The organism is Agrobacterium larrymoorei, assembly GCF_037722385.1.
In the GTDB taxonomy this organism is placed as follows: Bacteria; Pseudomonadota; Alphaproteobacteria; order Rhizobiales; family Rhizobiaceae; genus Agrobacterium; species Agrobacterium larrymoorei_C.
On record NZ_JBBKAQ010000001.1, the window covers coordinates 309,552 to 334,379 of the forward strand.

Here is a 24,828-nt window from a genome sequence, read left to right on the forward strand (position 1 = left end):
GTAACGCTCACAGGGGATGACTATGGATTGGTTCTACACATTTCCGCATATGAATGATGAGGCTCTTCGGAACCTCAAGAAGGTGATCGACGACGGCTTCCGCGGCTTTACCCGAGAATGGGGTGGCGCGATTGAAACGTTCTTTTCGCCGCTTCAGCATTTTCTGATCTCGGCCGAACGCTTCATGACACAGACACCGTGGCCGATCATCATCCTGATCATCATGGCGATCGCCTGGTTCGCCAGCCGCAGCCTCAAGATCGTTTTCGGCTGTCTGATCACGCTTCTCCTCATCGGTTACTTCGACATGTGGACCGACACTATGCGGACGATCTCAATGATCTTCGTCTGCACGGTGCTTTCCATTGCCATTGGACTTCCGCTAGGCATCGCCATGTCGCGGTCCGACCGCTTCCAGCGGATCGTCAATCCCGTGCTCGACGTGATGCAGACGATGCCGAGCTTCGTCTATCTGATCCCGGTCGTCATGCTGCTTGGCATCGGTAAGGTTCCTGGCTTGATCGCCGTCGTCATTTACGCGATCCCGCCGATGATCCGCCTGACCGATCTCGGCATTCGCCTGGTCGACAAGGACGTGCTGGAGGCAGCCGATGCCTTCGGATCGTCCAGCTGGCAAAAGCTCTTCAAGGTGCAGCTGCCGCTGGCTTTGCCGACGATCATGGCCGGTATCAACCAGACGATCATGATGGCGCTTGCCATGGTGGTTGTGGCCTCGATGATCGGTGTACAGGGGCTTGGGCAGCCGGTGCTTAAAGCCATCGCCAACCAGTACTTTACTCTCGGCATCTTCAACGGTCTTGCCATTGTCGGCATTGCCATCATCTTCGACCGGATCAGCCAGGCCTATGGCAAGCGGCTCCAGAAACACCAGGAGATCGCCCATGGCTGATAGCTTCGGCGGGATTGAAATCCGCAATCTCTACAAAATCTTCGGCTCGAATCCTCAGTCCCATGTGGATGCAGTACGAAACGGACTGACGAAGGGTGAGTTGAACGAGAAGTACGGCCATGTGCTCGGGCTTCGCGACATCAACATCACCATTCCATCGGGCTGCATCCAGGTCATCATGGGGCTATCCGGTTCCGGCAAGTCGACGCTGATCCGCCACATCAACCGGCTGATCGACCCGACCGCCGGAGAGGTGCTGGTGGATGGCGTGGATGTGGTGAAGATGTCAGCGACGGAGCTTCGCGAGTTTCGTCGCCACCAGACGGCCATGGTGTTCCAGAAGTTTGCACTTCTACCGCATCGCAACGTGCTGGATAACACGATCTACGGGCTCGAAGTTCAGGGCGTTGCGCGTGACAAGAGCATCGATATTGCCATGCGCTGGCTGGAGCGCGTTGGTCTGAAGGGCTTTGAGCAGCGCTATCCCAACCAGCTTTCGGGCGGCATGCAGCAACGCGTCGGTCTTGCGCGGGCTCTATCCAACGACGCGCCGGTGCTGCTGATGGATGAGGCCTACTCGGCGCTTGATCCGCTGATCCGTACGGACATGCAGACGGTGCTTCTCGATATTCAAAGCGAGATCAAGAAAACCATCGTCTTCATCACGCATGATCTGGATGAAGCACTTCGGCTAGGAGACCAGATTGCCATCCTGCGCGACGGCGAGGTTATCCAGCAGGGTGACAGGCAGGATATCGTGCTTCGTCCGGCCGACGCTTACATTGAAAGCTTCGTCAAGGAAGTGAACCGCGGTCGCGTCGTCAACGTCGAAGCCGTGATGACGCCGGTCCGCAGCAATGTCGTTGCTGATGCTCCACCCGTTCCTGCCGGCACCAGTATCGAGGAAGCGATGCGCCTGCTCGCCATCGGCGGACATGAGGTTGCGACCGTGGTGGGCAAGCAGGCCGAGCCGCTCGGCATCGTGACCTTCCGTCAACTGGCTGGTGCGATGGTCAATGCGCCTGGCTCTGCAGAACACTCTCATGGAGATAACGTCGTTCGTGCACAGGCCTGAACGGACTGTTCACTAATCGCTTCGGTACATCCTGCTGGCGACGCACTATATGTGGGACAACCACATTAATTAAGCCAGCAGGTTTTACCTCATGAAGAAGATCGGTTTTCTGTCCTTCGGCCATTGGAGCCCTGGACCGCATTCGCAGGCCCGCACCGCCAAGGACGTTCTACAACAGTCTATCGAACTCTCGGTCGCCGCCGAAGAAATTGGTGTCGATGGTGCCTATTTCCGTGTGCACCACTTTGCTCGCCAGCTCGCATCGCCCTTTCCGCTGCTTGCGGCAGTCGGCGCGCGCACCAAGTCGATAGAGATCGGCACGGCCGTCATCGATATGCGCTACGAGAACCCGCTTTACATGGCCGAGGATGCTGGCTCCGCCGATCTCATATCGAACGGGCGTCTGCAATTGGGCCTGAGCCGAGGATCGCCTGAACAGGTGATCGACGGATGGCGCTATTTTGGCTATCGTCCAGCAGAAGGAGAAAGCGATGCCGATATGGGCCGTCGCAACACCGAGATCCTGTTGGAGGTACTCAAAGGCCAAGGCTTTGCCGAGCCAAATCCACAGCCGATGTTCCCCAATCCGCCCGGACCATTGCGGTTGGAACCACATTCGGAAGGCCTGCGCGAACGCCTCTGGTGGGGTGCGGGCTCTAACGCCACCGCCCAATGGGCAGCAAAGCTTGGCATGAACCTGCAGAGCTCGACATTGAAGGACGACGAGACCGGGGAACCGTTCCACGTTCAGCAGGCGGCGCAGATCCGGGCCTATCGCGAGGCATGGAAGGAAGCGGGCCATGAACGGACGCCACGCGTGTCGGTGAGCCGCAGCATCTTCGCACTCGTTGACGATCGCGACCGCGCCTATTTCGGCCGTGGTTCCAAGGAGAGCGACAGCATCGGCTATATCGACGCCAATACGCGTGCAATCTTCGGACGGTCCTACGCCGCCGAGCCGGATGTCCTCGTCAAAGAACTGGCAAAGGATGAGGCGGTGGCCGAAGCCGATACACTGCTTCTGACGATCCCGAACCAGCTCGGCGTCGAGTATAACGTCCACGCCTTGGAGGCGATCTTGAAACATGTTGCGCCGGAACTCGGCTGGCGCTGACGATATTTGAGCGTCTTGCACCCTTCATGGCCACAAAGGACGCTCCAACCGCCTGGATGCGGTAATAAAAAAGCCGGAGCGGACCTTGCCCCGGCTTTCTCTTCCTCAAGCAAGCAGACTTACTTCTGCCAGCTCTTCACCAGTTCGTCGTAGTTGACGGTGACCGGCTTTTCTTTCTCGTTCTCGACCTTCAGCTGCGGTGCGAGGTTGCCCTTGGCGACCGCGTCCTTGTGCCAGTATTCGAGATCGTGCTCTTCGGCGAGCTTCGGTCCCTTGTCGCCTTGAACGCCTGCGCGTTCCAGACGTGCCATGACCTTTTCCTGTTCGGCGCAAAGCGAGTCCATGGCTTCCTGTGCGGTCTTCGCACCGGACGACGCATCACCGACGGCCTGCCACCACAGCTGAGCCAGCTTCGGATAGTCAGGAACGTTGGTGCCGGTCGGAGACCACTGAACGCGGGCAGGCGAACGGTAGAATTCGATCAGACCGCCGAGATCCTTGGCGCGCTTGGTGAAGCTCTCATGATTGATCGTCGATTCACGGATGAGGGTGAGGCCGACATGCGCCTTCTTCACATCCACCGTCTTGGAGGTGACGAACTGCGCGTAGAGCCAAGCGGCTTTGGCGCGATCCGTCGGGGTAGACTTCATCAGCGTCCAGGAACCCACGTCCTGATAGCCGAGCTTCATGCCGTCTTTCCAGTAGACGCCATGCGGGGAGGGGGCCATACGCCACTTCGGCGTGCCGTCCTCGTTGACGACCGGCAGGCCCTTCTTGACCGCGTCGGCGGTGAAGGCGGTGTACCAGAAGATCTGTTGAGCGACTTCGCCCTGGGCCGGCACGGGACCGGATTCGGAGAAGTTCATGCCCTGCGCTGCCGGAGGAGCATAGGCCTTCAGCCAGTCGAGGTATTTCTGGATGGCATAGACAGAAGCAGGTCCATTGGTGTCACCGCCGCGCGCCACGCAGGAACCGACCGGCTGGGACTTTTCGTTGACCTTGATGCCCCATTCATCGACCGGCAGACCGTTTGGCAGGCCCTTGTCGCCATTGCCGGCCATCGAAAGCCAGGCGTCGGTGAAGCGCCAGCCGAGCGATGGGTCCTTCTTGCCATAATCCATATGGCCATAGACCTTCTTGCCGTCGATTTCGCGACCAGTGAAGAACTCGGCGATATCCTCATAGGCCGACCAGTTAACCGGAACGCCGAGGTCATAGCCGTATTTCGCCTTGAAATCTGCCTTGTTCTTGGCATCGTTGAACCAGTCGTAGCGGAACCAGTAAAGGTTGGCGAACTGCTGGTCCGGCAGCTGGTAGAGCTTGCCGTCCGGAGCGGTCGTGAATTTGGTGCCAATGAAGTCGGGCAGGTCGAGACCAGGGTTGGTGACGTCCTTGCCTTCGCCGGCCATCCAGTCGGTCAGGTTGCGCACCTGCTGGTAGCGCCAGTGGGTACCGATCAGGTCGCTGTCGTTAACGAAAGCATCGTAGATGTTTTCGCCGGACTGCATCTGCGTCTGCAGCTTCTCGACCACGTCGCCTTCGCCGATCAGGTCGTGGGTGATCTTGATTCCAGTGATGTCCGAGAAGGCCTTGGCCAGCACCTTGGATTCATATTCGTGCGTCGTCAGCGTTTCGGAGACGACCTTGATGTCCATGCCTGCAAACGGCTTTGCAGCGTCGATGAACCATTGCATTTCCTTTTCCTGGTCCGCACGGGAAAGGGAAGAAAGGTCGCCGACTTCCTTATCCAGAAAGGTCTTGGCTTCATTCATACCGGCGTGAGCCACGCCGGTGATTGCCAGCAGCGCCGCTGCCGTGGTGGTAAGAAGATGCATTCGCATAAGAGGTCCTCCCAAGGTTTTGCGATTGCGTCATGTCTAGAATTGCCGGGCCGTCCTCCGCCCCGGTATGTTGTCGGCAGCTATACGAAGCGGAAAACGCCGATCGCATAGACAACCGAAAGCGCGAGCGCCCACCACAGGCCTGTGCCGACAAAGCCGAGCCAGGCGAGATTGATGAAGGCGGAGCCGAGCAGCGAGACAAAAAGCCTGTCGCCGCGTGTCGTCTCGAAGCGAAGAATACCGACGCGAGGATTGCCGCCGGGCGAAAAATACTCCCACACCGCCATGCCAATGAGCAAAGCGAGGATTGTCAGAAAAAACAGTGCCGTTGGCAGCGTCCATGCCATCCAGGAAAAATGCATATGAGTTCTCCTTGTTAGACGCGACCGAGGGCAAAGCCCTTGGCGATGTAGTTTCGGACGAAGTAGATGACGAGTGCGCCAGGAATGATTGTCAGCACACCGGCGGCTGCCAGCACGCCCCAGTCCATGCCCGACGCGGACACCGTGCGGGTCATGGTCGCGGCAATCGGCTTCGCCGCAGTCGTCGTCAGGGTTCTGGCGAGCAGCAGCTCCACCCACGAGAACATGAAGCAGAAGAAGGCAGCCACGCCGATACCGCTGGCAATCAAAGGCATGAAAATCTTCACGAAGAAGCGTGGGAAGGAATAACCGTCGATATAGGCGGTTTCGTCAATCTCCTTCGGAACCCCGGACATGAAACCTTCCAGAATCCACACTGCGAGCGGCACGTTGAACAGGCAGTGGGCAATCGCGACAGCAATATGTGTGTCGATCAGGCCGAATGCCGAATAAAGCTGGAAAAAGGGAAGCGCAAAGACGGCTGGCGGGGCCATACGGTTCGTGAGCAACCAGAAGAACAGATGCTTGTCACCAAGAAAGCGATAGCGGGAGAACGCGTAGGCCGCCGGAAGGGCCGCTGCGACCGAGATGACGGTGTTCAGCGCCACATAGATGATGGAGTTGATGTAGCCATTATACCAGGACGGATCGGTAAAGATGATTGTGTAGTTGCGAAGTGTCGGGTTCTGCGGCCAGAGCGAGAAGGCACCGAGGATTTCAGCGTTCTCCTTGAAGCTCATATTCACCAGCCAGTAGATCGGCAGCAGCAGGAAGAGGATGTAGATCGTCGGGATCAGAAAGGAGAAACGGCTCATGGTAGAATTGCTCATATCGATCTCCTTTCTCACGCGTCCGCGTCGCTGTTGGTCATGACCGTGTAGAAGATCCAGGACAGCGCCAGGATGATCAGGAAGTAGATGATGGACATCGCCGCAGCAGGCCCCAGATCGAACTGACCGACGGCCATCTTCACGAGGTCGATGGAGAGGAACGTCGTGGAGTTGCCGGGACCGCCGCCGGTGACGACGAAAGGCTCCGTATAAATCATGAAACTGTCCATGAAGCGCAGCAGCACGGCGATCAACAACACGCGCTTCATCTTCGGCAGCTGGATGAAGCGGAAAACGGACCAGCGCGACGCGCCATCGATACGGGCGGCCTGGTAATAGGCATCCGGGATGGAAACGAGACCGGCATAGCAGAGCAGCACGACGAGGCTTGTCCAGTGCCACACATCCATGATGATGACGGTGGCCCAGGCATCCACCGGGTCCTGCGTATAGTTATAGTCGATGCCGAGCATCGAGAGGTAATGGCCGAGGAAGCCGATATCGACGCGGCCGAAAACCTGCCAGATGGTGCCGACGACATTCCATGGGATCAGCAGCGGCAGCGCCATCAAAACGAGGCAAACCGGAACGCCAAGACCCTTCTTCGGCATGTTCAACGCGATCAGAATGCCAAGCGGGATTTCGATTGCCAAGATGACCAGCGAGAAGATCAGGTTGCGGATCAGCGCATCCCAGAAGCGTGGCGAATGCAGCATCTGCACGAACCAGTCGGTGCCCGCCCAGAAAAACTCATTATTGCCGAACGTATCCTGTACTGAATAATTGACGACCGTCATCAGCGGGATGACCGCCGAAAAAGCGACGAGCACCAGAACCGGAATGACGAGGAACCAAGCCTTGTTGTTGACTGTCTTGTCCATGGCTCAGGCTCCTGTTCCGACGCGCCAGCTATCGGCGTAGATGCCGATCGCTTTTGGATCGAAGGTCACCCGCGGGTCTGCGGGAATTTCACCATCTTCGGGCACGACGATGGTCAGCGGCTGACCAGCAAAGCTGGAGCGCACGACCTTCTGGCGACCGATGTCCTCCACCTTGTTGATCGAGACCGGCATGCCGTCGCGACCAAGCGAGATGAATTCGGGACGGATACCAAGCTCGGTCTTGGCTCCCGCACTGACGTTTGGCGTGGAAGACAGCGCAATTGTCTGGTCGCCGATGGTCGCCTGCGCGCCATTCACGGAAACGGGCAGCACATTCATGCCGGGCGAGCCGATGAAGTAACCGACGAAGGTGTGGCTTGGCTTCTCGAAGAGTTCCGCAGGCGTTCCGATCTGGACGATCTGGCCGTCATACATGACCACGACCTTGTCCGCGAATGTCAGGGCTTCCGTCTGGTCATGCGTGACGTAGACCATGGTAAAGCCGAACTGGCGGTGCAGGCGCTTCAACTGCGAGCGCAGCACCCACTTCATATGCGGGTCGATGACGGTTAGCGGCTCGTCGAAAAGGATGGCGTTGACGTCGTTTCGCACCAGTCCGCGACCGAGCGAAATCTTCTGCTTCTGGTCTGCAGTAAGGCGGCGCGCACGGCGCTTGGCCATGGCGCCAAGATCGATCATCTCCAGGATTTCGTTGACGCGGCGATCGACCTCAGCTTCCGCCACGCCGCGATTGCGTAAGGGAAACGCCAGATTGTCATAGACCGTCATCGTGTCATAGATGACCGGGAACTGGAAAACCTGCGCAATGTTGCGCTGCTCGGTCGGCAGGTTGGTGACGTCCTTGCCATCAAAGAGAATGCGCCCGTCCGAAGGGTGGATCAGTCCGGAGATGATGTTGAGCAAGGTCGTCTTGCCACAGCCCGATGGCCCCAGCAGCGCGTAGGCGCCGCCATCGCTCCATTCGTGGTGCACTTCCTTCAAAGCATAATCATTGGCTGCCTTGGCTTTGGCGTTATAGGCGTGGCGAATGTGATCGAGACTGATACGTGCCATGTCTCTGTCTCCTCACGCGGCAGCAAGCGTTGGGGTGGCGAGGGAACGGCCGTTCATATCGAAGGCCATCAGGTGACGGGTGTCGAGATAGATGTCGATCTGTCGGTCAGGCTCGATATCGAGAATACCGCGGGTCAGCATCACCCAGCGATGGCCGGCGAAATCGAGATGAATGAAGCTCTCCGAGCCGGCGATTTCCGAGACCAACGTCTTTGCCTGAAGTTTCACGGCATTGACGTTGGTGGGCTCGGGATAAAGGTGGTGCGGGTGAAACGCGGCAGTCACCGGTCCGTCGGCAATGCCGGAAAGATGAGCAGGGACTGCGAAGGCGGGCTTTCCATTTTGCAGAAACGTGCTTCCGGCTTTGGTCAATTCGACGATGTTCAATGGCGGATCGGCGAAGGTTCTGGCCGAAACGAGATCGACCGGATTTCGATACATGTCGATGGTCGGGCCATATTGGGTAATGCGGCCTTGATTGAGCGTTGCGGTGCTGCCGCCAAGCAGCAACGCCTCGGAGGGCTCGGTTGTGGCGTAGACAAAGATTGCGCCTGACGAGGCGAAGATCTTTGGCAGTTCCTCGCGCAGTTCTTCTCGAAGCTTGTAATCGAGGTTGGCAAGCGGCTCGTCTAGAAGAACGAGGCTGGCGTTCTTGACGATTGCGCGGGCAAGGGCGGTGCGCTGTTGCTGGCCACCGGAGAGATTGAGGGGCGTGCGCTCCAGATAGGGCGTCAGCTTCAACAGGTCTGCGGCCTTGCGCACCTCGCGATCGATCGTCGCGCTATCCTTCTTGGCGATCCGCATCGGGGAGGCGATGTTCTCGTATACGGAGAGCGAGGGATAGTTGATGAACTGCTGATAGACCATGGCAACGCTGCGATCCTGCACGCGCTTGCCGGTGACATCAGTGCCGTCGAAAATCAGCGAACCTTCGGTCGGCTTGTCAAGCCCGGCCATCAACCGCATCAGGGATGTCTTGCCGGACAAGGTCGGACCCAGCAGGACATTCAGCGTGCCCCGCTTCAGTGTGAGATTGGTTGGGTAGATATGATAATCCCCACCCACCATCTTGGCGATGTTGCGCAATTCAAGCATTCTGTCCCGCGGCCTCCTCCAACCAGCAAGATGTCTGCAATCAATATGTCTTATGCACGCCGGTTACGGCGGTCGTATCAAGCGGCTTTCGCCGTCATGTATTCGTCAAGTGCGGCTGCTTCCTCCCTGGAGAAATGCAAGCCCTGCTTCGTCCTGCGCCAGAGCACGTCCTCGCTCGTTCTGGCCCATTCCTTGTCCATCAGCCAGGCGACTTCGCGTTCGTAAAGGTCGCCTCCGAAATGCCGACCCAGTGCCTCCACACCGGCCGCATCGCCTAGGAAGACGGCAGCTTTCGTTCCGTATAGACGGACAAGACGGCGGGCATGGCGATCCGACAGAAACCCATAGCGAGCCTTCAGTTTCGCCACTTCAGCATCATAACCGGTGGGGGCAAAGTCACCGCCCGGCAATGAGCTCTTCGCCGTCCAGGGCGAGCCCTTGGTGCCGATCGCCTCGTTGATCTTTTCCAGCGCATGTTCGGCAAGGCGACGATAGGTCGTAAGCTTTCCGCCGAAGACGTTGAGCAGTGGCGGTTCGCCGGTGTTCTGCTCCAGCTTCAAGACATAGTCGCGCGTGGCTTCCTGCGCCTTGGATGCACCGTCATCATAAAGCGGACGAACGGCAGAGTAGGTCCAGACGATGTCATTCTTCGTCACCGGCTCGGCGAAATACTCGCTGGCGGCCTTGCAGAGATAATCCGTTTCCTCGTCGCTGATCCTCACCTGGGACGGATCGCCGTCATAGTCGCGGTCGGTGGTACCAATCAGGGTGAAGTCTGTCTCGTAGGGAATGGCGAAGATGATGCGGTTGTCGGGGTTCTGGAAGAAATAGGCCCGCGGATCGTTGAACTTTTTCTTCACCACGATGTGGCTGCCCTGAACGAGGCGCACATTATGGACCTGGTTCTTTCCGGCGGCGTTGGACAGAACCTGATCCACCCAAGGACCGGCTGCATTGACCAGCATCCGCGCCTGCACGGTCTTGACCTCGCCGCTTTCGATGTCCTGGACGTTGATGGTCCAAAGACCGTTTTCACGTCGGACCGATGTCACCTTCGAGCGGTTCAGGATGTCCGCGCCGCGGTCAGCCGCATCCCGTGCGTTCAAGACGACGAGACGGGCGTCATCCACCCATCCATCGGAATATTCGAAGGCCTTGGTGAAGAGCGGCTTCAACGGCTTGCCGGCCGGATCGCGTCGCATATCGAGGGACTTGGTGGCGGGCAACAACTTACGACCACCGAGGTGATCGTAAAGGAAAAGGCCGAGCCGGATCAGCCAAGCCGGGCGAATGCCGCCCTTGTGGAACGGCAGAACGAAGCGCATCGGCCAGATGATGTGCGGTGCCATCGCCCAGAGAACTTCGCGCTCCATCAAGGCTTCGCGCACGAGACGGAACTCGTAATGTTCAAGATAGCGCAAGCCGCCATGGATCAGTTTGGTAGCGCCGGAGGACGTGCCGGAAGCAAAGTCCTTCATCTCGGCAAGCGTGACGGAATACCCACGGCCGGCCGCATCACGTGCAATGCCGCAGCCATTTATGCCGCCGCCGATCACGAAGATGTCGCGAACCGCCTCTTGAGCCACCTGTCCCCACTCCCTGTTGTTGCGCGTGCAAGCCGAACGATTTTTTTGTTAAAGGGAAAATAAAAGGAACTCAAAGCGAATGTCAAACGAAACTATCGTCTATAGTCGGAGTATTCATCGGCGCCGTTTCGATCAGCTCGACGCCGGCCTCCCGGCAGATGTTTCGGATCGATTCCGATGGACAATGGTCGGTGATAAAGGTTTGAACTTGCGATAGATGGCCGATCCTGACCGGGGCCGTGCGCTCGAATTTGCTGGAATCACTGGCAAGAATCACATGGCGTGCATTGGCGATGATGGCTTGAGCGACTTTCACCTCACGGAAATCGTAATCGAGCAATGCGCCGTCTGGATCGATGGCCGAAACGCCGATCACCGCATAATCCACCTTGAACTGCCGGATGAAATCCACCGCGGCCTCGCCGACGATTCCCCCATCGGTACCGCGCACGACACCGCCAGCTATGATGACTTCGATAGATGGGAAGATGCGCAGCCGGTTTGCGACATTGATATTGTTGGTGATGACCATCAGTTCCTGATGATCGAGGAGCGCATCTCCGACCGCCTCCGTCGTCGTGCCAATATTGATGAAGAGCGAGGACTTGTTCGCAATGATGCTTGCCGCGGCCTTGCCGATCGCCTGCTTTTCGCCTGCTGCAATCGAGCGGCGCGCTTCGTAGCGCATATTTTCGGTGCCGTTGGGGAAGATGGCGCCGCCGTGAATGCGGTTCAGCGTCCGGTTCTCACAAAGCTCATTCAAATCCTTGCGGATTGTCTGCGGCGTGACCGAGAAGCGCGTCGCCAGATCCTCCACGAGCACCCGGCCTTCCGTCTTCGCAAGCTCTATAATCTCCGTCTGACGTGCGCTGAAAAACATCGGATGGCCCCCTAAAATCTTTTCGTTTTGGTTCAGTTTAGCCAAAAACGAAAGTCACTCAAGCGCCTCTGAGGGCTATTTCGGTACCGTCTTTCAGCAGAGGATTCTCGCAAAGATTAGATTTATCTGAACTATCCGGTTCATCTTTTTCCACAGCAGCGCGAGAACTTCGGAGTAAATTTGTCAGTCAGCTTGACCGATTGCGGCGGCGCGTATCCCGATATTTTTTCAGCATATTTTCTGTCTGCCGCATTGTTGCGCAGTCTTGTTCGGTGCCCGCTTACACCCTGCTGCGAAGTTGCTGAAAATATTGGGGGTTGCGCGTCAAGCCAATATGTCCTTGTTTTAGGCCTCTCAAACTGTCTGGGAGCATTAAAAAAATGATTTCGTTTAAAACGACAACGCGGGCCGCACTTCTTCTCGGCTCACTTCTGATTGGCGCCAGTTCCGCTCTTGCTGAAACCGTTCTGCATCGCGGTAATCCCGGGGAACCCCAAACTCTCGATCAGGCACAGACCTCGATCAATATCGAAGCCTTCATTCTGAAAGACCTTTACGAAGGTCTGACGATCTACGACGCTGCCGGCAAGATCATCCCCGGAACGGCGGAAAGCTGGAAGCTGTCGGATGACGGCACGGTCTACACGTTCAAGCTTCGCGACAACGCGAAGTGGTCCGATGGTTCGCCGGTCACGGCACAGGACTTCGTGTTCTCCTACCAGCGCGTTCAGGACCCGAAGACGGCAGCGAAATACGCCAACATTCTCTATCCCATCAAGAATGCCGAAAAGATCAACAAGGGCGAATTGCCGCTCGATCAGCTTGGCGTGAAGGCGGTGGACGACAAAACGCTTGAAATCACGCTTGAGCGCCCGACCCCCTTCTTCCTCGAACTTCTTGCTCACCAGACGGCACTGCCTGTGTCCAAGGCGAGCTTCGACAAGAACGGCAAGGACTTCGTCAAGCCGGGCGTCATGGTTTCGAACGGCGCCTATACGCTCCAGTCGCATGTTCCCAATGACAGCCTGACTGTGGTGAAGAACGCCAACTTCTGGGACGCCGCCAACACCAAGATCGACAAGGTGATCTTCTATCCGATCGACGACCAGGCCGCATCGGTACGTCGCTTCGAAGCGAAGGAGATGGACCTCGCGTACAATTTCTCGGCCGATCAGCTCGATCGTCTGCGCAAGTCCTATGGCGAGCAGGTTCACGTATCGCCGACCCTTGCGACCTACTATTACACTTTCGATACCCGCGAGGCGCCCTATAGCGACGTTCGCGTGCGCCGGGCACTCTCCATGGCGGTGGATCGCGACTTCCTCGCCAAGGAAATCTACAGCGGTTCGCAGGTTCCAGCTTATTCCATGGTCCCGCCTGGCATGGATTCCTATGGCGAGCCGGCAAAGGCTGATTTCGCCGCCATGTCTCAGCTCGATCGCGAAGACGAAGCTCTCAAGCTGATGAAGGAAGCCGGTTATGGTGAGGGCGCCAAGCCGCTCTCCATCGAAATTCGCTACAACACCAACCCGAACCACGAACGCGTGGCAACCGCCATTGCCGATATGTGGAAGAACACCTTCGGCGCCAAGGTTTCGCTCGTAAACCTCGACGTCGCCTCCCACTACGGGTACCTGCAGGAAGGCGGTAAATATAATGTCGCGCGTGCGGGCTGGGTTGCCGACTATGCGGACGCTGAAAACTTCCTGGCGCTTTCCATTTCCTCCAACAAGACCTTCAACTATGCGAAGTTCAACAACGCCGAGTATGACGCGTTGATGCAGAAGTCTTATGAGGAGAAGGATCCGGCTGCCCGCTCCAAGCTGTTGCATGAGGCTGAGACCATCCTCATGAAGGAACAGCCGGTGGCACCGCTTCTGACCCAGGCCGATCTGTGGCTGGTCTCGGATCGCGTGAAAGGTTGGCACGACAACGCTGCCAACGAACACCTGAGCCGCTTTCTGAGCGTTTCCGAATAAGCAGCGCTGGCACGGCGGCCGAATAAGCCCGCCGTGCCATGCCCGGAGCCTGAAAAGCCATGATTTCATTTGTTCTGCGCCGTCTGGCGAGCGCGGTGCCGACGCTGTTTATCGTCATCACCATTTCCTTTTTCCTGATGCGTTTTGCACCAGGCGGTCCGTTCAATCTTGAACGCCCGCTGCCGCCGCAAACGATGGAAAACCTGATGAGAACCTATCATCTGGATGAACCATTGTGGCGCCAGTATCTGATTTATCTGCGCAATGCGGTGACCGGCGATTTCGGCCCGAGCTATATCTATAAGGACAACACCGTTGCTCAGTTGATCGGCAAGGGCTTGCCTTATTCACTCGAGCTTGGTTGCTATGCGCTGCTTCTGGCGTTGATCGGCGGCGTGACGGCTGGCACTTTTGCGGCCCTTCGGCAAAACAGCACCTTCGATTTCTCCATCATGTCGATTTCGACGGTAGGGGTCACGGTGCCGAACTTCGTCGTAGCACCTGTGCTGACGCTGGTGTTCGCCTTGTTCCTCGGATTGCTGCCCGCCGGTAGCTGGGGTGACGGATCGCTGCGGTATCTCATCTTGCCGATGATTGCGCTGGCATTGCCGCAGCTTGCGGTGATCGCGCGGCTGACGCGTGGCGCGATGATCGAGGCTTTGCGAATGGACCATATCCGTACTGCCAAGGCTTACGGTCTACCGGCAAAGAGCGTGGTCGTGTTTCACGCCATGCGCGCGGCGATGTTGCCGGTCGTGTCCTATCTGGCACCTTGCGCAGCAGCACTGTTGACCGGTTCTGCCGTGATCGAAACGATCTTCACCATTCCAGGTGTCGGCCGTTACTTCGTTCTCGGCGCCATCAATCGCGACTATACGCTGGTCATGGGAACCGTCGTTCTCGTCGCCATCTTCGTCATCCTGTTCAATCTCGTGGTCGATATTCTCTACGGCCTGCTCGATCCGAGGGTCAGACATGACTGATATTGCAACCAATCCTCCAACCACACCAACCGTGGAAAGCCGAAGCCTCTTCCAGCTTGCAGCCATGCGCTTCCGGCGCAACAAGGCGGCGATGGCGGGCTCCGTCATGCTGGTGCTGATCACGCTCTTCTCGTTTGTTGGCCCCCACTTCCTCACTCACACCTATGACCAGGTGTTCTCCTCGTATGTCTCCGTGCCACCGAGCCTGGAGCCGCGCCCGGACGTGAACAACCTGCAAGAGGTGATGGAGGGTGTGGCAAGCCGCGCCCGTGTTGATCTGAAAGAGTTTGCCGTCAGCGGCCAGAGCTTCACGGCAACGGTGACGTCGAGCAGCGCCATCGATCCGCGCACGACACGCTATTTCGACCGTGCCAACGAGTTCGAAAACACCAAGGTCGTTGCCACCGAAGACGAAGGCCGAACACTGAAGCTGGAAGGCGAAGTGAACCGGGAATATTTTTTCTTCGGTACCGATACCAACGGACGCGATATGCTGGCGCGCGTGATGCTGGGTGGGCAGATCTCGATTGCGGTTGGCGTTCTGGCGAGCCTCGTGTCGCTGGGCATCGGCGTCGTCTATGGTGCGACGGCTGGTTACATCGGCGGACGTGTTGACAATGTGATGATGCGCTTTGTCGAAATTCTCTATTCCTTGCCCTTCGTCTTCCTCGTCGTCGTGCTCGTCGTATTCTTCGGCCGAAGCTTTATCCTGATCTTTCTGGTGATCGGGGCCGTCGAGTGGCTGGATATGGCGCGCATTGTGCGTGGCCAGACGCTGGCACTCAAGCGTCGGGAGTTCGTCGGCGCGGCACAGGCTCTGGGTTTGAGCGACTGGCAGATCATCCGCCGTCATATCATTCCCAACACCATCGGCCCGGTCGTCGTTTTCGTGACCGTGGTGGTGCCGAAGGTCATCCTGCTGGAAAGCTTCCTCTCCTTCCTCGGACTTGGCGTTCAGGCGCCGCTGACGAGTTGGGGTGCGTTGATTTCGGAAGGCGCCAACAACATGCAGTCGGCTCCATGGCTGTTGATCTTCCCGGCCCTGTTCTTCGTGCTGACCCTGTTCTCTCTCAACTTCGTGGGCGACGGGTTGCGTGATGCACTCGATCCAAAGGATCGCTGATATGACGACATCTGAAACCATACTTTCGGTTCGCAATCTAAAAGTGGACTTCACCACGCCGGACGGCATGGTCCATGCCGTCAAGGGCATTGACCTCGATGTTCGCCAAGGCGAGACCATCGCCGTCGTCGGTGAGTCCGGCTCCGGCAAGAGCCAGACGATGATGGGCGTCATGGGGCTTCTCGCCTCCAATGGTGTCATCCAGGGTTCGGCGAAATATCGCGGACGCGAGCTTGTCGGCCTTCCGACCGATGAGCTGAACACCATCCGCGGTGTGAAGATCACCATGATCTTCCAGGAGCCGATGACCTCGCTCGATCCGCTCTACCGGATCGGCGCGCAGATTGCCGAGCCCATCCTGCATCATCGCGGTGGGAGCAAGAGCGAGGCGCGCGCTCGCGTCCTCGACCTCTTGAAATTGGTTGGCATTCCTGACCCGGAACGCCGCATCGACAGCTACCCGCATGAGCTTTCCGGTGGACAGCGTCAGCGCGTGATGATCGCCATGGCGCTGGCAAACGAGCCGGATATCCTCATTGCAGACGAACCGACGACGGCACTGGATGTCACGATCCAGGCGCAGATCCTCGATCTCTTGAAATCGCTGCAACAGCGCTTCGGCATGGCCGTGGTTCTGATCACCCACGATCTCGGCGTGGTGCGCCATTTTGCCGATCGGGTCACGGTGATGCGGCGCGGTGAGGTGGTCGAGGCCGGCACGACGGAAGACATCTTCGAGCGCCCGCAGGCGGACTACACCAAGATGCTGCTCGACGCCGAGCCGAGCGGTCACAAGCCGCCGGTTGCAGACGGCACGCCCGTCGTGCTGTCAGGGCAGAATGTCACCGTCGACTACGATATTCCCGGTGGCTTCCTGTCGAAGGCCAGCGTGTTTCGCGCCGTCGATGGCGTGACAATCAATCTGCGCCAGGGCCAGACCATCGGCATCGTCGGTGAATCCGGTTCGGGCAAATCGACGCTTGGTCGTGCGCTGCTGAGGCTTACCAATGCCAAGGGACGCATCACCTTCGAGAAGAAGGAGATTACGGGGCTGGACCGCAAGGCCATGCGCCCTTTGCGTCGTCGGCTGCAACTCGTGTTCCAGGATCCTTACGGGTCTCTCTCTCCGCGCCAGACGGTGGGCGAGATCATCACCGAAGGCCTCTTCGTTCACGAGCCGCAACTGAGCCGCGCCGAGCGCGACAAGCGCGCCATTGAAGCGCTAAAGGAGGTGGGTCTCGATCCGGCGGCGCGAAACCGCTACCCGCACGAATTCTCCGGCGGCCAGCGCCAGCGTATCGCCATTGCCAGAGCCATCATCCTGAAACCCGACGTCGTCGTGCTGGACGAGCCGACCTCGGCACTCGACCGCTCGGTGCAGGGCCAGGTGATCGATCTGCTGCGCGAGTTGCAGAAGACCCACGGCCTTTCTTACATCTTCATCAGCCACGACCTATCGGTCATCAAGGCGATTTCGGACTATGTGATTGTGATGAAGGACGGGAAGATCGTGGAAGAAGGAGAGACGGATGCGATCTTCAACGCGCCCGCTGCCGACTACACGAAGACGCTGATCAAGTCCGCCTTTACGGCTGATGTAGCGGCCTGACATAGCGACCGTTTAACGCGCATCACCATTCTTCATGCCCGGCTTCGGCGGGGCATTTTATTTCGACCTTCCTAGCATCCCCAGATAGTCAGGAAACAACCGCGAAGGAACCAGCGAGACGTCTCGACGTTATAGGGCGGTGAACATTGACGTGTGCCGAAGTAATGGCACTGAGGAGGCAACATGCGGAAGATTATTCAAGTTGCAGGACTTGCTGTTACTATGGCAGTTTCCAGCGTCGCCATATCCGGCGTAGCACAGGCGCAGGACGTGGAACTGCGCATCGGCCCAGACGGCGTCCGTCCCGTCATCCGTGATCGCGACCGCGACCGCCGCGACATGGACCGCCGCGGCCCGATGAGAGGCTGCAGCGAACGCGAAGCCCGTGCCGCCGCCCGCGCATCCGGCCTGCGTGACCCTGAAGTCGTGCGCGTCACGCCACGCCGCGTGGTCGTCGAAGGCGACACCCGCCGCGGAACCGACACAATCACCTTCGCCAACCAGCGCGGTTGCCCGGAGATTTGATTTTAGGTTTTAGATGAAGTTAGAAAGGTCCGCTTAGGTGGGCCTTTTTGCGTTTAAAGATATTTCGAGGCGGGTATTCGACCCAAGGATCTTTTTATGTGCAGAAAAGGCTAATGGTCGCTGACGCTTTTTGGAAAGCGGTTTTCATGTACTCGCTTCCGCCGATAAATGAGGTGAAATAACTAATGTCCTCATCTTTAGTGTCGATCAGTCGTCTTCCAGCAGTCGTGTACCAGCGTGGCCTATGACATCATCCCATCTAACGGAAAGTGCGGAGCTTGGCGCGATGGCGTCACCGGCGACCATTTTACGGTCTTTGTCTACCTGTCCTCTAATCACTTCTATATCTTTAGGAATCGCTAATCCTTTCTTGCTCGCAAGCTCTAGATCACAGTCCACTTTATCCAAAAGCTTTTGTCCGTGGTCAGGATCAACGCGGGAAACTTCGCGAGACAGATAATAGATCGCTCTGAATGCTAGAGGTCTGTTCTTGTTCTGCAGTGCCTTTTCGATCGCCTCTATATACCGTGCGCCACCTTCTTCGTATTTTCCTTCTCGGAAGTTGATTAGACCGTTTGTAGCAGTGACGATGACGTCATCATCATCATCTCCTGGAGATGCTTGGGCGCGTGCGACCAAACTTCTAGCGTCCTCAAGACGTCCCTGCAGTGCTCTCACTGCTGCCAAATTGTTTAAAAGTGTTTTGTGCTTAGGATTGGCCATCAAACCGTAGGCGCCGACTGTTGCCGCTTCTTCTAGACCTTCCGCTGAGACGCAGCCGATAAATGTCGCAAGGATCGCTGGACGAGCGCTGAACGGCTCGATCTTTCGCCAGTCAGAGCAGTGCGCTATAGCGCTAGCCCACTGCGATTTCTCATATGCCGTATAAGCAGACGCCTCTTTTGAAAGCGAAATATCGACATTAATATCTGCATGCTTTAGGCCAGTTCGGTGTCGCGCTACCCAGCCGATCTGGGCGATCGCATTCTCTGTCGGGCTTATTGCCCCCTGACGCAGCATTCTGATTGCTTGCTTTCGGGATCCTCCGTCATATTCCATACTTCCCATTTGTACTGCCAGTTCTGACAAGTCGCGGCTTGAGAAGCTCGCATCACTAAGCAATGTTTTTGCCTTTCGCCAACCTGCCGAAGCTACTCCTGAAGCGGCCTGAACTGCGAAGAGCGCTGCTTTGAGCCAAGGATCTGACCGCGTGGCGCGAGATGCATTCAAAAAATGCAACGCTCTTTCTGGCTCCCCGATATGTACGAAGAAACGTGATGCAGCCCTGAGAACATAGCGATCGTCAGGTCGAAGAATAAGTGCGCGTTTCAAAAGCGAAAACGCTGACCGTCTTTGACCGAGGTTGGCGTAGAGCAAAGCTGAATCTGCTAGACGCAGAGCGTCTCTCGGATTTAGGTCAAGAAGGCGTTTACGTTTAGCGATTTCTACACGAATGTGAGCTTCCTCTACAGGAAGCGTCGTATTCTCCAAATCAGACGTTCGATTGAGAACCCGCCTCACAAATTGGAGCCGTGCGTCGTCATCTTCAACTCGTTCGATAAGCGCGAGTCCTGCGCGCTCCGCCTGAGGATGATCCAAGCGGTCTATTAGGAGAGCTAGCCCGATCAATTCTTCGGCGTCCTCAAGGGAGTTCGTTTTGGACCAGCGATCTACCGCTCTGTTAAACTCCGCATCAAGGAAGCAATTTGCCTCACTGACTATACCCAGTTGCATTTGGGATGCCGGACGCGAAGTTGCACCGAGCTCTCCGAGCAGCCTGGATTCTCCTATCGACAGCCACCGCGGAATAGTCTGCCGACCTACCTGGTCATTGTTATCAAACACTTAGATTGCCATTCGATAAACGAGGTCCGCTCGCTTGGCTAACCTGTCGAAGATTGCGATGTACCTTTCAAGCGAAAACCGGTTGCCAGCCCTCGCGCGATCAAGCGGGTGTCCCCGGAGTACAGGGTCTGGATTGCAAAGCTCCGATGCAACTTTTGTAAGCTCATCTGCAACGGTCGGATGCAGGGACCCGTTCAGCTCTGCTAGGAGATCGGTGAAATGATGCTGCACAAGTGGCGCCGCGGCTGCATATGTACCATTCCACGTTCCGCGCAACGTTGGTGGACGTTCGGCAATGGATAGGCGCGACACAAGTTGTTGCGTGCATCCATAACCCGTAGCGAAGAAAAAGATCATACTTCCTAGTAGGTAGAGATCACATCCTAACCGGCGCATGGCGAAGTCGGGGTCGATCTGGGCATATAGAATTTCCGGCGGAGCGTAACCAAAATCGCCGGAGAAGATTAGATCATCATGTGGACCAGCTGTTCCATCGCACACTGCGCGGCCGAGGTCAGCTACCCTGAAGTCGCGCGTGTTGCCAAAAGCTAAAACATTTGATGGTTTAAGATCTTGGTGCGCTATTCGACGGGAGTGAAGCTGTTGCAATCCTGTGGCGATTTGATGCATTGCGTGGAGCCACCAAGATAAACGAAGAGATTCGTTCACGCGTTGCACTCTGCGTCGGACGTCACCGTCAGCAAGTTCGAATATCAGATACGGCGCTTTGTCTTGGAGGTTGCTACCTGCGGAAACCTGTCCACTCTCAAGCGCGACTACAACTCGATCCATTTTCTCTCCCGCGCAAACTTTGAGAAGCTCGGCTTCGAAGCTGTGTGCGGAGGTAATCTCGTGCAGTGCCCGCAGAGTATCGGGCGCATGCATTGCTGCCGTTAGATCGATTGCCTTGAGAAAAGCACGCTTTTTGTCCTTCTCAACAATGTAAGGCACAGAGAAGTGTCCCCCTGTACCATTGTAGTGGTCGCTACCGACTCCAGTCGTGGGGTCCCACCCAACTGTCTCGATCACTTTCCAACCATTCGGCAGACTCATACCAAGCAGTCGCCAAGCTCCAGCTAGATGGTCAACGGACATTAAGCTCCTCCTCTTACTGCCGTCAGTGACGTTCGCTCCTAGATATTTCTTTTAAGTTCCCTTCGGGCAGCGCCAGGCTGCCCGAAGTACTCTGTAAGGTGGATAAGCCGCTGCAATAATCAGCTGCAACCGCTAGTCGCACCACAAGTATCGCACTTCTCGCAAGTCCCATTCCGGACCATCGTGAAGTTCTGGCACTCGGAGCACATGTTGCCTGTGTAACCTTGGGCAATCGAGCGCATGCGGCGTTCGTTTTCCACCTTCTTGGCGTCGGCCTTGGCAGAGGCGGCGTCGGCTGCGGCCTTGTCCGAGAAAAGGGCGGTGGCGCTCTGTTCGGTTTCGACCACTTCTTCTGCAATCTCTTCGGCCAATTCCCGGGCGCGTTCCTCATAGTCACGCTTGAAGGCGACGACTTCCGAGGTGGCGACTGAAACTGTCGTCTCCAGCTTGCGGGCCGCATTGCCGGAGATTGCCGTCACATTGGCCGAGGCGCGGGCAGGGGCTGCGGTTGCAGAACCCTTGATTTCCGCCGAGCCGCGTTCGCTGCCGTTGTTGGAGACGAGAGTTGGCTTGTAGCCGCGGGTCAGGCCCTTGGAGACGACATCTGCCTTGCCTTCGGACACGCCGCGACCAAGTGCGGTGTTGGAGAAGTCCGAGGTGTCGACATGCGCCAGATCGTGGCGGCCGAGATAGGAGATGGCGAGTTCACGGAACACGTAGTCGAGGATCGACGTGGCGTTCTTGATTGCGTCATTGCCCGTCACCATGCCGGCCGGTTCGAACTTGGTGAAGGTGAAGGCGTCGACATATTCTTCCAGCGGCACGCCATATTGCAGGCCGAGCGACACGGAAATCGCGAAGTTGTTGATGAAGGCGCGAAGGGCCGAGCCTTCCTTGTTCATGTCAAGGAAGATTTCGCCAAGACGGCCGTCGTCGTATTCGCCCGTGCGCAGGAAGATAGTGTGACCACCGATCTTTGCCTTCTGGGTGTAGCCCTTACGGCGGGTCGGCAGCTTTTCCTGGCTGCGAACGACACGCTCGATGATGCGCTCGACGATCTTCTCGGTGATGGTGACGGCCTGGGCTGCCTGTGGCTGAGCCAGCAGTTCTTCCATGGCGTCTTCGTCGTCCTCATCTTCCACCAGCGAGGCGTTCAGTGGCTGGGAGAGCTTCGAGCCATCGCGGTAGAGTGCGTTGGCCTTCAGTGCAAGCTTCCAGGACAGCATGTAGGCTGCGCCGCAATCTTCCACCGTCGCATCGTTCGGCATGTTGATCGTCTTGGAGATCGCGCCTGAGATGAAGGGCTGTGCAGCCGCCATCATGCGGATGTGGGATTCGACCGACAGATAACGCTTGCCGATCTTGCCGCAGGGATTGGCGCAATCGAAAACCGAGAGATGCTCGTCCTTGAGGAACGGCGCGCCTTCCAGCGTCATCGCGCCGCAAACGTGTACGTTTGCTGCCTCGATGTCCTTCTTCGCAAAACCGAGATGCTCCAAGAGATTGAAGCTCATGTCTGTGAGCTGCTCGTCGGAAATCTTCAGCGTGTCCTTCAGGAAGTCGGCGCCAAGCGTCCACTGGTTGAAGACGAACTTGATGTCGAAGGCGCTCTTCAGCGCGCCATTGACGGCCTCGATCTTCTCATCGGTGAAGCCCTTGGCCTTCAGCGAGCCGGGGTTGATACCGGGCGCCTGGTTGAGGTTGCCGTGGCCGACAGCGTAAGCTTCGATCTCGGCGATCTGGCTTTCGGAGTAACCGAGCGAGCGCAGCGATTCGGGAACCGCGCGGTTGATGATCTTGAAGTAGCCGCCGCCGGCAAGCTTCTTGAACTTCACCAGCGCAAAGTCAGGCTCGATGCCGGTGGTGTCGCAATCCATCACGAGGCCGATCGTGCCAGTGGGCGCGATAACGGTCGTCTGGGCATTGCGGTAACCGTTCTGTTCGCCAAGTTCCAGCGCCTTGTCCCAGGCAGCAACGGCGTGCTTGATCAGCTCCTGATCGGTGCAATCGGCATGGATGAGCGGAACCGGGTTTACCGACAGGCCTTCGTAACCATAGGCCAGGCCCTGAGCCGCACGGCGATGGTTGCGGATGACGCGCAGCATGTTGTCGCGGTTTGGCGCAAAACCCGGGAATGGGCCAAGCTCGCCAGCCATTTCAGCTGACGTCGCGTAAGATACGCCGGTCATGATTGCGGTCAGGGCGCCTGCAATCGCACGGCCTTCATCGCTGTCATAAGGAATGCCGGACGACATCAGCAGTCCGCCGATATTGGCGTAGCCGAGGCCGAGGGTGCGGTATTCGTAAGAGCGTTCGGCGATCTGACGCGATGGGAACTGCGCCATCATCACCGAGACTTCGAGAACGACGGTCCACAGGCGAACGGCGTGCTCGTAATCGGCAATGTTTATCTTCTTGGTCGCTGCGTCCTTGAACTGAAGCAGGTTCAGCGAAGCAAGGTTGCAGGCCGTATCGTCCAGGAACATGTATTCCGAGCATGGGTTGGATGCGCGGATGGAACCAGCGGCAGGTGAGGTGTGCCAGTCGTTCATGGTGGTGTTGAAGTGCAGGCCCGGATCGGCAGAGGCCCATGCGGCATGCGAGATCTTTTCCCACAGGTCGCGTGCCTTCAGCGTCTTCATCACTCTCCCGTCGCGGCGAGCGGTCAGGTTCCAGTCGCCATCGCTTTCGACAGCGCGCAGGAAGTCATCCTTCAACGAAACGGAGTTGTTGGAGTTCTGGCCGGACACAGTGAGGTAGGCTTCCGAATCCCAGTCCGTGTCATAGGTCTTGAATTCGATATCCTTGTAGCCCTGCTGAGCAAACTGGATGACGCGCTTGATGTAATTTTCCGGAACCTGATCCTTCTTGGCAGCGCGGATTTCGCGCTTGAGGGCTGGGTTCTTGGCAGGGTCGAAGCAATCGCTGTTATCGCCTTCGCAGTTGATGCAGGCCTTCATGATGGCCTTCAAATGCTTGGCGACGATCTTGGAACCGGTAACGAGGGCGGCAACCTTCTGCTCTTCGTTCACCTTCCAGTCGATATAGGCCTCGATATCCGGGTGGTCCGCATCGACGACGACCATCTTGGCCGCGCGACGGGTGGTGCCGCCGGACTTGATGGCGCCAGCTGCGCGGTCACCGATCTTCAGGAAGCTCATCAGGCCGGAGGACTTGCCGCCGCCGGAAAGCTTTTCGCCTTCGCCACGCAGATAAGAGAAGTTGGAGCCGGTGCCAGAGCCGTATTTGAACAGACGGGCTTCGCGAACCCAAAGGTCCATGATGCCACCTTCGTTGACGAGATCGTCTTCAACGGACTGGATGAAGCAGGCATGCGGTTGCGGATGTTCGTAAGCGGACTTGGACTTGGTCAGCTTGCCGGTGAAGGGGTCGACATAGAAGTGGCCCTGGCCCGGGCCATCGATGCCATAGGCCCAGTGCAGGCCGGTGTTGAACCACTGAGGGGAGTTCGGCGCAACGCGCTGAGTGGCGAGCATGTAGGCGAGCTCATCGCGGAAAGCGAGAGCATCTTCTTCGGACGAGAAATACTTGCCCTTCCAACCCCAATAGGCCCAGGTGCCGGCAAGACGATCGAAAACCTGACGTGCGTCGATTTCCGAGCCGTAACGCTCGGATTCGGGCAGATCCTTCATGGCAGCCGTATCGGCAACGGAGCGCCACAGGAAGGACGGAACGTCGTTCTCTTCGACCTTCTTCAGGACCTTGGGAACGCCAGCCTTGCGGAAATACTTCTGCGCCAGCACGTCGGTCGCCACCTGGCTGAACTGCGCCGGCACATCAATGTCCGCAAGGCGGAACACGATGGAACCGTCGGGATTCTTGATTTCGCTGATGGCCTTGCGGAATTCGATTTCCGCGTAAGGCGACTGGCCGGGCTTCGTAAAGCGGCGTTCGATGCGCATCGTTGGTGTCCTTGTCCGTTGGCGCCTGATCAGGCGCAAAATATCGTTCCGGCGTCGCATGGGCCATGCGCAGCCAGTTGTTTGCCGATGACTGGAAA

19 protein-coding genes are annotated in these 24,828 nt (G+C 57.5%); 8 read left to right on the forward strand and 11 right to left on the reverse strand.

The features are described from left to right. Nucleotides 1-22: 22 nt before the first annotated feature. The 3 genes from WKI41_RS01395 (at nt 23) to WKI41_RS01405 (ending at nt 3,099) form a co-directional block, all read left to right on the forward strand. Nucleotides 23-910, forward strand: coding sequence for an ABC transporter permease (locus WKI41_RS01395; RefSeq protein ID WP_340191748.1), 888 nt, complete (start codon nt 23-25; stop codon nt 908-910). Next, nucleotides 903-1,985 carry a betaine/proline/choline family ABC transporter ATP-binding protein gene (locus WKI41_RS01400; RefSeq protein ID WP_340191749.1) on the forward strand — a complete coding sequence of 361 codons (1,083 nt, stop codon included), beginning with the start codon at nt 903-905 and terminating at the stop codon, nt 1,983-1,985. The genes WKI41_RS01395 and WKI41_RS01400 overlap by 8 nt, the downstream gene beginning before the upstream one ends. Before the next feature lie 91 nt (nt 1,986-2,076). Beyond that, on the forward strand, nt 2,077-3,099 hold the full coding sequence (locus tag WKI41_RS01405; protein WP_340191750.1) for an LLM class flavin-dependent oxidoreductase: 1,023 nt from the start codon (nt 2,077-2,079) through the stop codon (nt 3,097-3,099). Between the two features lie 119 nt (nt 3,100-3,218). On the opposite strand, the gene WKI41_RS01410 is transcribed toward WKI41_RS01405, so the two are convergent. From WKI41_RS01410 to WKI41_RS01445, 8 genes are all read right to left on the reverse strand, one after another. Next, nucleotides 3,219-4,940: an extracellular solute-binding protein gene (locus tag WKI41_RS01410; protein WP_340191751.1), complete on the reverse strand. Its 1,722-nt coding sequence runs from the start codon at nt 4,938-4,940 to the stop codon at nt 3,219-3,221. 80 nt (nt 4,941-5,020) lie between these two features. After that, on the reverse strand, nt 5,021-5,302 hold the full coding sequence (locus WKI41_RS01415) for a DUF2160 domain-containing protein (RefSeq protein WP_306928115.1): 282 nt from the start codon (nt 5,300-5,302) through the stop codon (nt 5,021-5,023). 14 nt (nt 5,303-5,316) lie between these two features. Further along, complete coding sequence (locus tag WKI41_RS01420; protein WP_340191752.1) at nt 5,317-6,132, reverse strand: carbohydrate ABC transporter permease; 816 nt, start codon at nt 6,130-6,132, stop codon at nt 5,317-5,319. Nucleotides 6,133-6,146: 14 nt separating this feature from the next. Next, complete coding sequence (locus WKI41_RS01425; RefSeq protein ID WP_340191753.1) at nt 6,147-7,013, reverse strand: carbohydrate ABC transporter permease; 867 nt, start codon at nt 7,011-7,013, stop codon at nt 6,147-6,149. 3 nt (nt 7,014-7,016) lie between these two features. Next, nucleotides 7,017-8,087 (reverse strand): ABC transporter ATP-binding protein, encoded by a 1,071-nt coding sequence (locus WKI41_RS01430; RefSeq protein ID WP_340191754.1) that lies wholly within the window; start codon nt 8,085-8,087, stop codon nt 7,017-7,019. A gap of 12 nt (nt 8,088-8,099) precedes the next feature. Then, entirely contained in the window at nt 8,100-9,182 is a 1,083-nt protein-coding gene (locus tag WKI41_RS01435) for an ABC transporter ATP-binding protein (protein ID WP_340191755.1), read from the reverse strand. A gap of 77 nt (nt 9,183-9,259) precedes the next feature. Next, nucleotides 9,260-10,768, reverse strand: coding sequence for a glycerol-3-phosphate dehydrogenase (gene glpD / locus WKI41_RS01440; RefSeq protein WP_340191756.1), 1,509 nt, complete (start codon nt 10,766-10,768; stop codon nt 9,260-9,262). An 82-nt stretch (nt 10,769-10,850) separates the two neighbouring features. Beyond that, complete coding sequence (locus WKI41_RS01445; RefSeq protein ID WP_340191757.1) at nt 10,851-11,648, reverse strand: DeoR/GlpR family DNA-binding transcription regulator; 798 nt, start codon at nt 11,646-11,648, stop codon at nt 10,851-10,853. A 380-nt stretch (nt 11,649-12,028) separates the two neighbouring features. Between WKI41_RS01445 and WKI41_RS01450 the strand changes: the two genes are divergently transcribed. From WKI41_RS01450 to WKI41_RS01470, 5 genes are all read left to right on the forward strand, one after another. Then, complete coding sequence (locus WKI41_RS01450) at nt 12,029-13,627, forward strand: peptide ABC transporter substrate-binding protein (protein WP_340191758.1); 1,599 nt, start codon at nt 12,029-12,031, stop codon at nt 13,625-13,627. A 59-nt stretch (nt 13,628-13,686) separates the two neighbouring features. Beyond that, nucleotides 13,687-14,610, forward strand: coding sequence for an oligopeptide ABC transporter permease OppB (oppB, locus tag WKI41_RS01455; protein ID WP_340191759.1), 924 nt, complete (start codon nt 13,687-13,689; stop codon nt 14,608-14,610). After that, nucleotides 14,603-15,733, forward strand: a complete 1,131-nt coding sequence (locus WKI41_RS01460; protein WP_340191760.1) for an ABC transporter permease — start codon at nt 14,603-14,605, stop codon at nt 15,731-15,733. Before oppB ends, WKI41_RS01460 begins: the two co-directional genes overlap by 8 nt. Nucleotide 15,734: 1 nt before the next feature. Continuing rightward, the gene (locus WKI41_RS01465) at nt 15,735-17,342 is read left to right on the forward strand and encodes an ABC transporter ATP-binding protein (RefSeq protein ID WP_425340963.1); all 1,608 of its coding nucleotides are present in this window, start codon (nt 15,735-15,737) and stop codon (nt 17,340-17,342) included. Between the two features lie 183 nt (nt 17,343-17,525). Further along, nucleotides 17,526-17,867 carry a hypothetical protein gene (locus tag WKI41_RS01470; protein ID WP_340191762.1) on the forward strand — a complete coding sequence of 114 codons (342 nt, stop codon included), beginning with the start codon at nt 17,526-17,528 and terminating at the stop codon, nt 17,865-17,867. Between the two features lie 207 nt (nt 17,868-18,074). On the opposite strand, the gene WKI41_RS01475 is transcribed toward WKI41_RS01470, so the two are convergent. From WKI41_RS01475 to WKI41_RS01485, 3 genes are all read right to left on the reverse strand, one after another. Then, the gene (locus tag WKI41_RS01475; RefSeq protein ID WP_340191763.1) at nt 18,075-19,601 is read right to left on the reverse strand and encodes a hypothetical protein; all 1,527 of its coding nucleotides are present in this window, start codon (nt 19,599-19,601) and stop codon (nt 18,075-18,077) included. Nucleotides 19,602-19,712: 111 nt separating this feature from the next. Further along, complete coding sequence (locus WKI41_RS01480; protein WP_340191764.1) at nt 19,713-20,807, reverse strand: protein kinase domain-containing protein; 1,095 nt, start codon at nt 20,805-20,807, stop codon at nt 19,713-19,715. Nucleotides 20,808-20,926: 119 nt separating this feature from the next. After that, on the reverse strand, nt 20,927-24,730 hold the full coding sequence (locus WKI41_RS01485; RefSeq protein WP_340191765.1) for a vitamin B12-dependent ribonucleotide reductase: 3,804 nt from the start codon (nt 24,728-24,730) through the stop codon (nt 20,927-20,929). Nucleotides 24,731-24,828: the final 98 nt, after the last annotated feature.

Excerpts from the sequence above, each read along its gene's own strand:
- WKI41_RS01480 (WP_340191764.1), bottom strand. The coding sequence starts at position 20,807 with ATGTCCGTTGACCATCTAGCTGGAGCTTGGCGACTGCTTGGTATGAGT.
- WKI41_RS01450 (WP_340191758.1), top strand. The coding sequence starts at position 12,029 with ATGATTTCGTTTAAAACGACAACGCGGGCCGCACTTCTTCTCGGCTCA.
- WKI41_RS01485 (WP_340191765.1), bottom strand. The coding sequence starts at position 24,730 with ATGCGCATCGAACGCCGCTTTACGAAGCCCGGCCAGTCGCCTTACGCG.
- oppB (WP_340191759.1), top strand. The coding sequence starts at position 13,687 with ATGATTTCATTTGTTCTGCGCCGTCTGGCGAGCGCGGTGCCGACGCTG.
- WKI41_RS01465 (WP_425340963.1), top strand. The coding sequence starts at position 15,735 with ATGACGACATCTGAAACCATACTTTCGGTTCGCAATCTAAAAGTGGAC.
- WKI41_RS01405 (WP_340191750.1), top strand. The coding sequence starts at position 2,077 with ATGAAGAAGATCGGTTTTCTGTCCTTCGGCCATTGGAGCCCTGGACCG.
- WKI41_RS01470 (WP_340191762.1), top strand. The coding sequence starts at position 17,526 with ATGCGGAAGATTATTCAAGTTGCAGGACTTGCTGTTACTATGGCAGTT.
- WKI41_RS01475 (WP_340191763.1), bottom strand. The coding sequence starts at position 19,601 with ATGCAACTGGGTATAGTCAGTGAGGCAAATTGCTTCCTTGATGCGGAG.
- WKI41_RS01445 (WP_340191757.1), bottom strand. The coding sequence starts at position 11,648 with ATGTTTTTCAGCGCACGTCAGACGGAGATTATAGAGCTTGCGAAGACG.
- WKI41_RS01425 (WP_340191753.1), bottom strand. The coding sequence starts at position 7,013 with ATGGACAAGACAGTCAACAACAAGGCTTGGTTCCTCGTCATTCCGGTT.
- WKI41_RS01420 (WP_340191752.1), bottom strand. The coding sequence starts at position 6,132 with ATGAGCAATTCTACCATGAGCCGTTTCTCCTTTCTGATCCCGACGATC.
- WKI41_RS01430 (WP_340191754.1), bottom strand. The coding sequence starts at position 8,087 with ATGGCACGTATCAGTCTCGATCACATTCGCCACGCCTATAACGCCAAA.
- WKI41_RS01460 (WP_340191760.1), top strand. The coding sequence starts at position 14,603 with ATGACTGATATTGCAACCAATCCTCCAACCACACCAACCGTGGAAAGC.
- WKI41_RS01415 (WP_306928115.1), bottom strand. The coding sequence starts at position 5,302 with ATGCATTTTTCCTGGATGGCATGGACGCTGCCAACGGCACTGTTTTTT.
- WKI41_RS01435 (WP_340191755.1), bottom strand. The coding sequence starts at position 9,182 with ATGCTTGAATTGCGCAACATCGCCAAGATGGTGGGTGGGGATTATCAT.
- WKI41_RS01410 (WP_340191751.1), bottom strand. The coding sequence starts at position 4,940 with ATGCGAATGCATCTTCTTACCACCACGGCAGCGGCGCTGCTGGCAATC.
- WKI41_RS01395 (WP_340191748.1), top strand. The coding sequence starts at position 23 with ATGGATTGGTTCTACACATTTCCGCATATGAATGATGAGGCTCTTCGG.
- WKI41_RS01400 (WP_340191749.1), top strand. The coding sequence starts at position 903 with ATGGCTGATAGCTTCGGCGGGATTGAAATCCGCAATCTCTACAAAATC.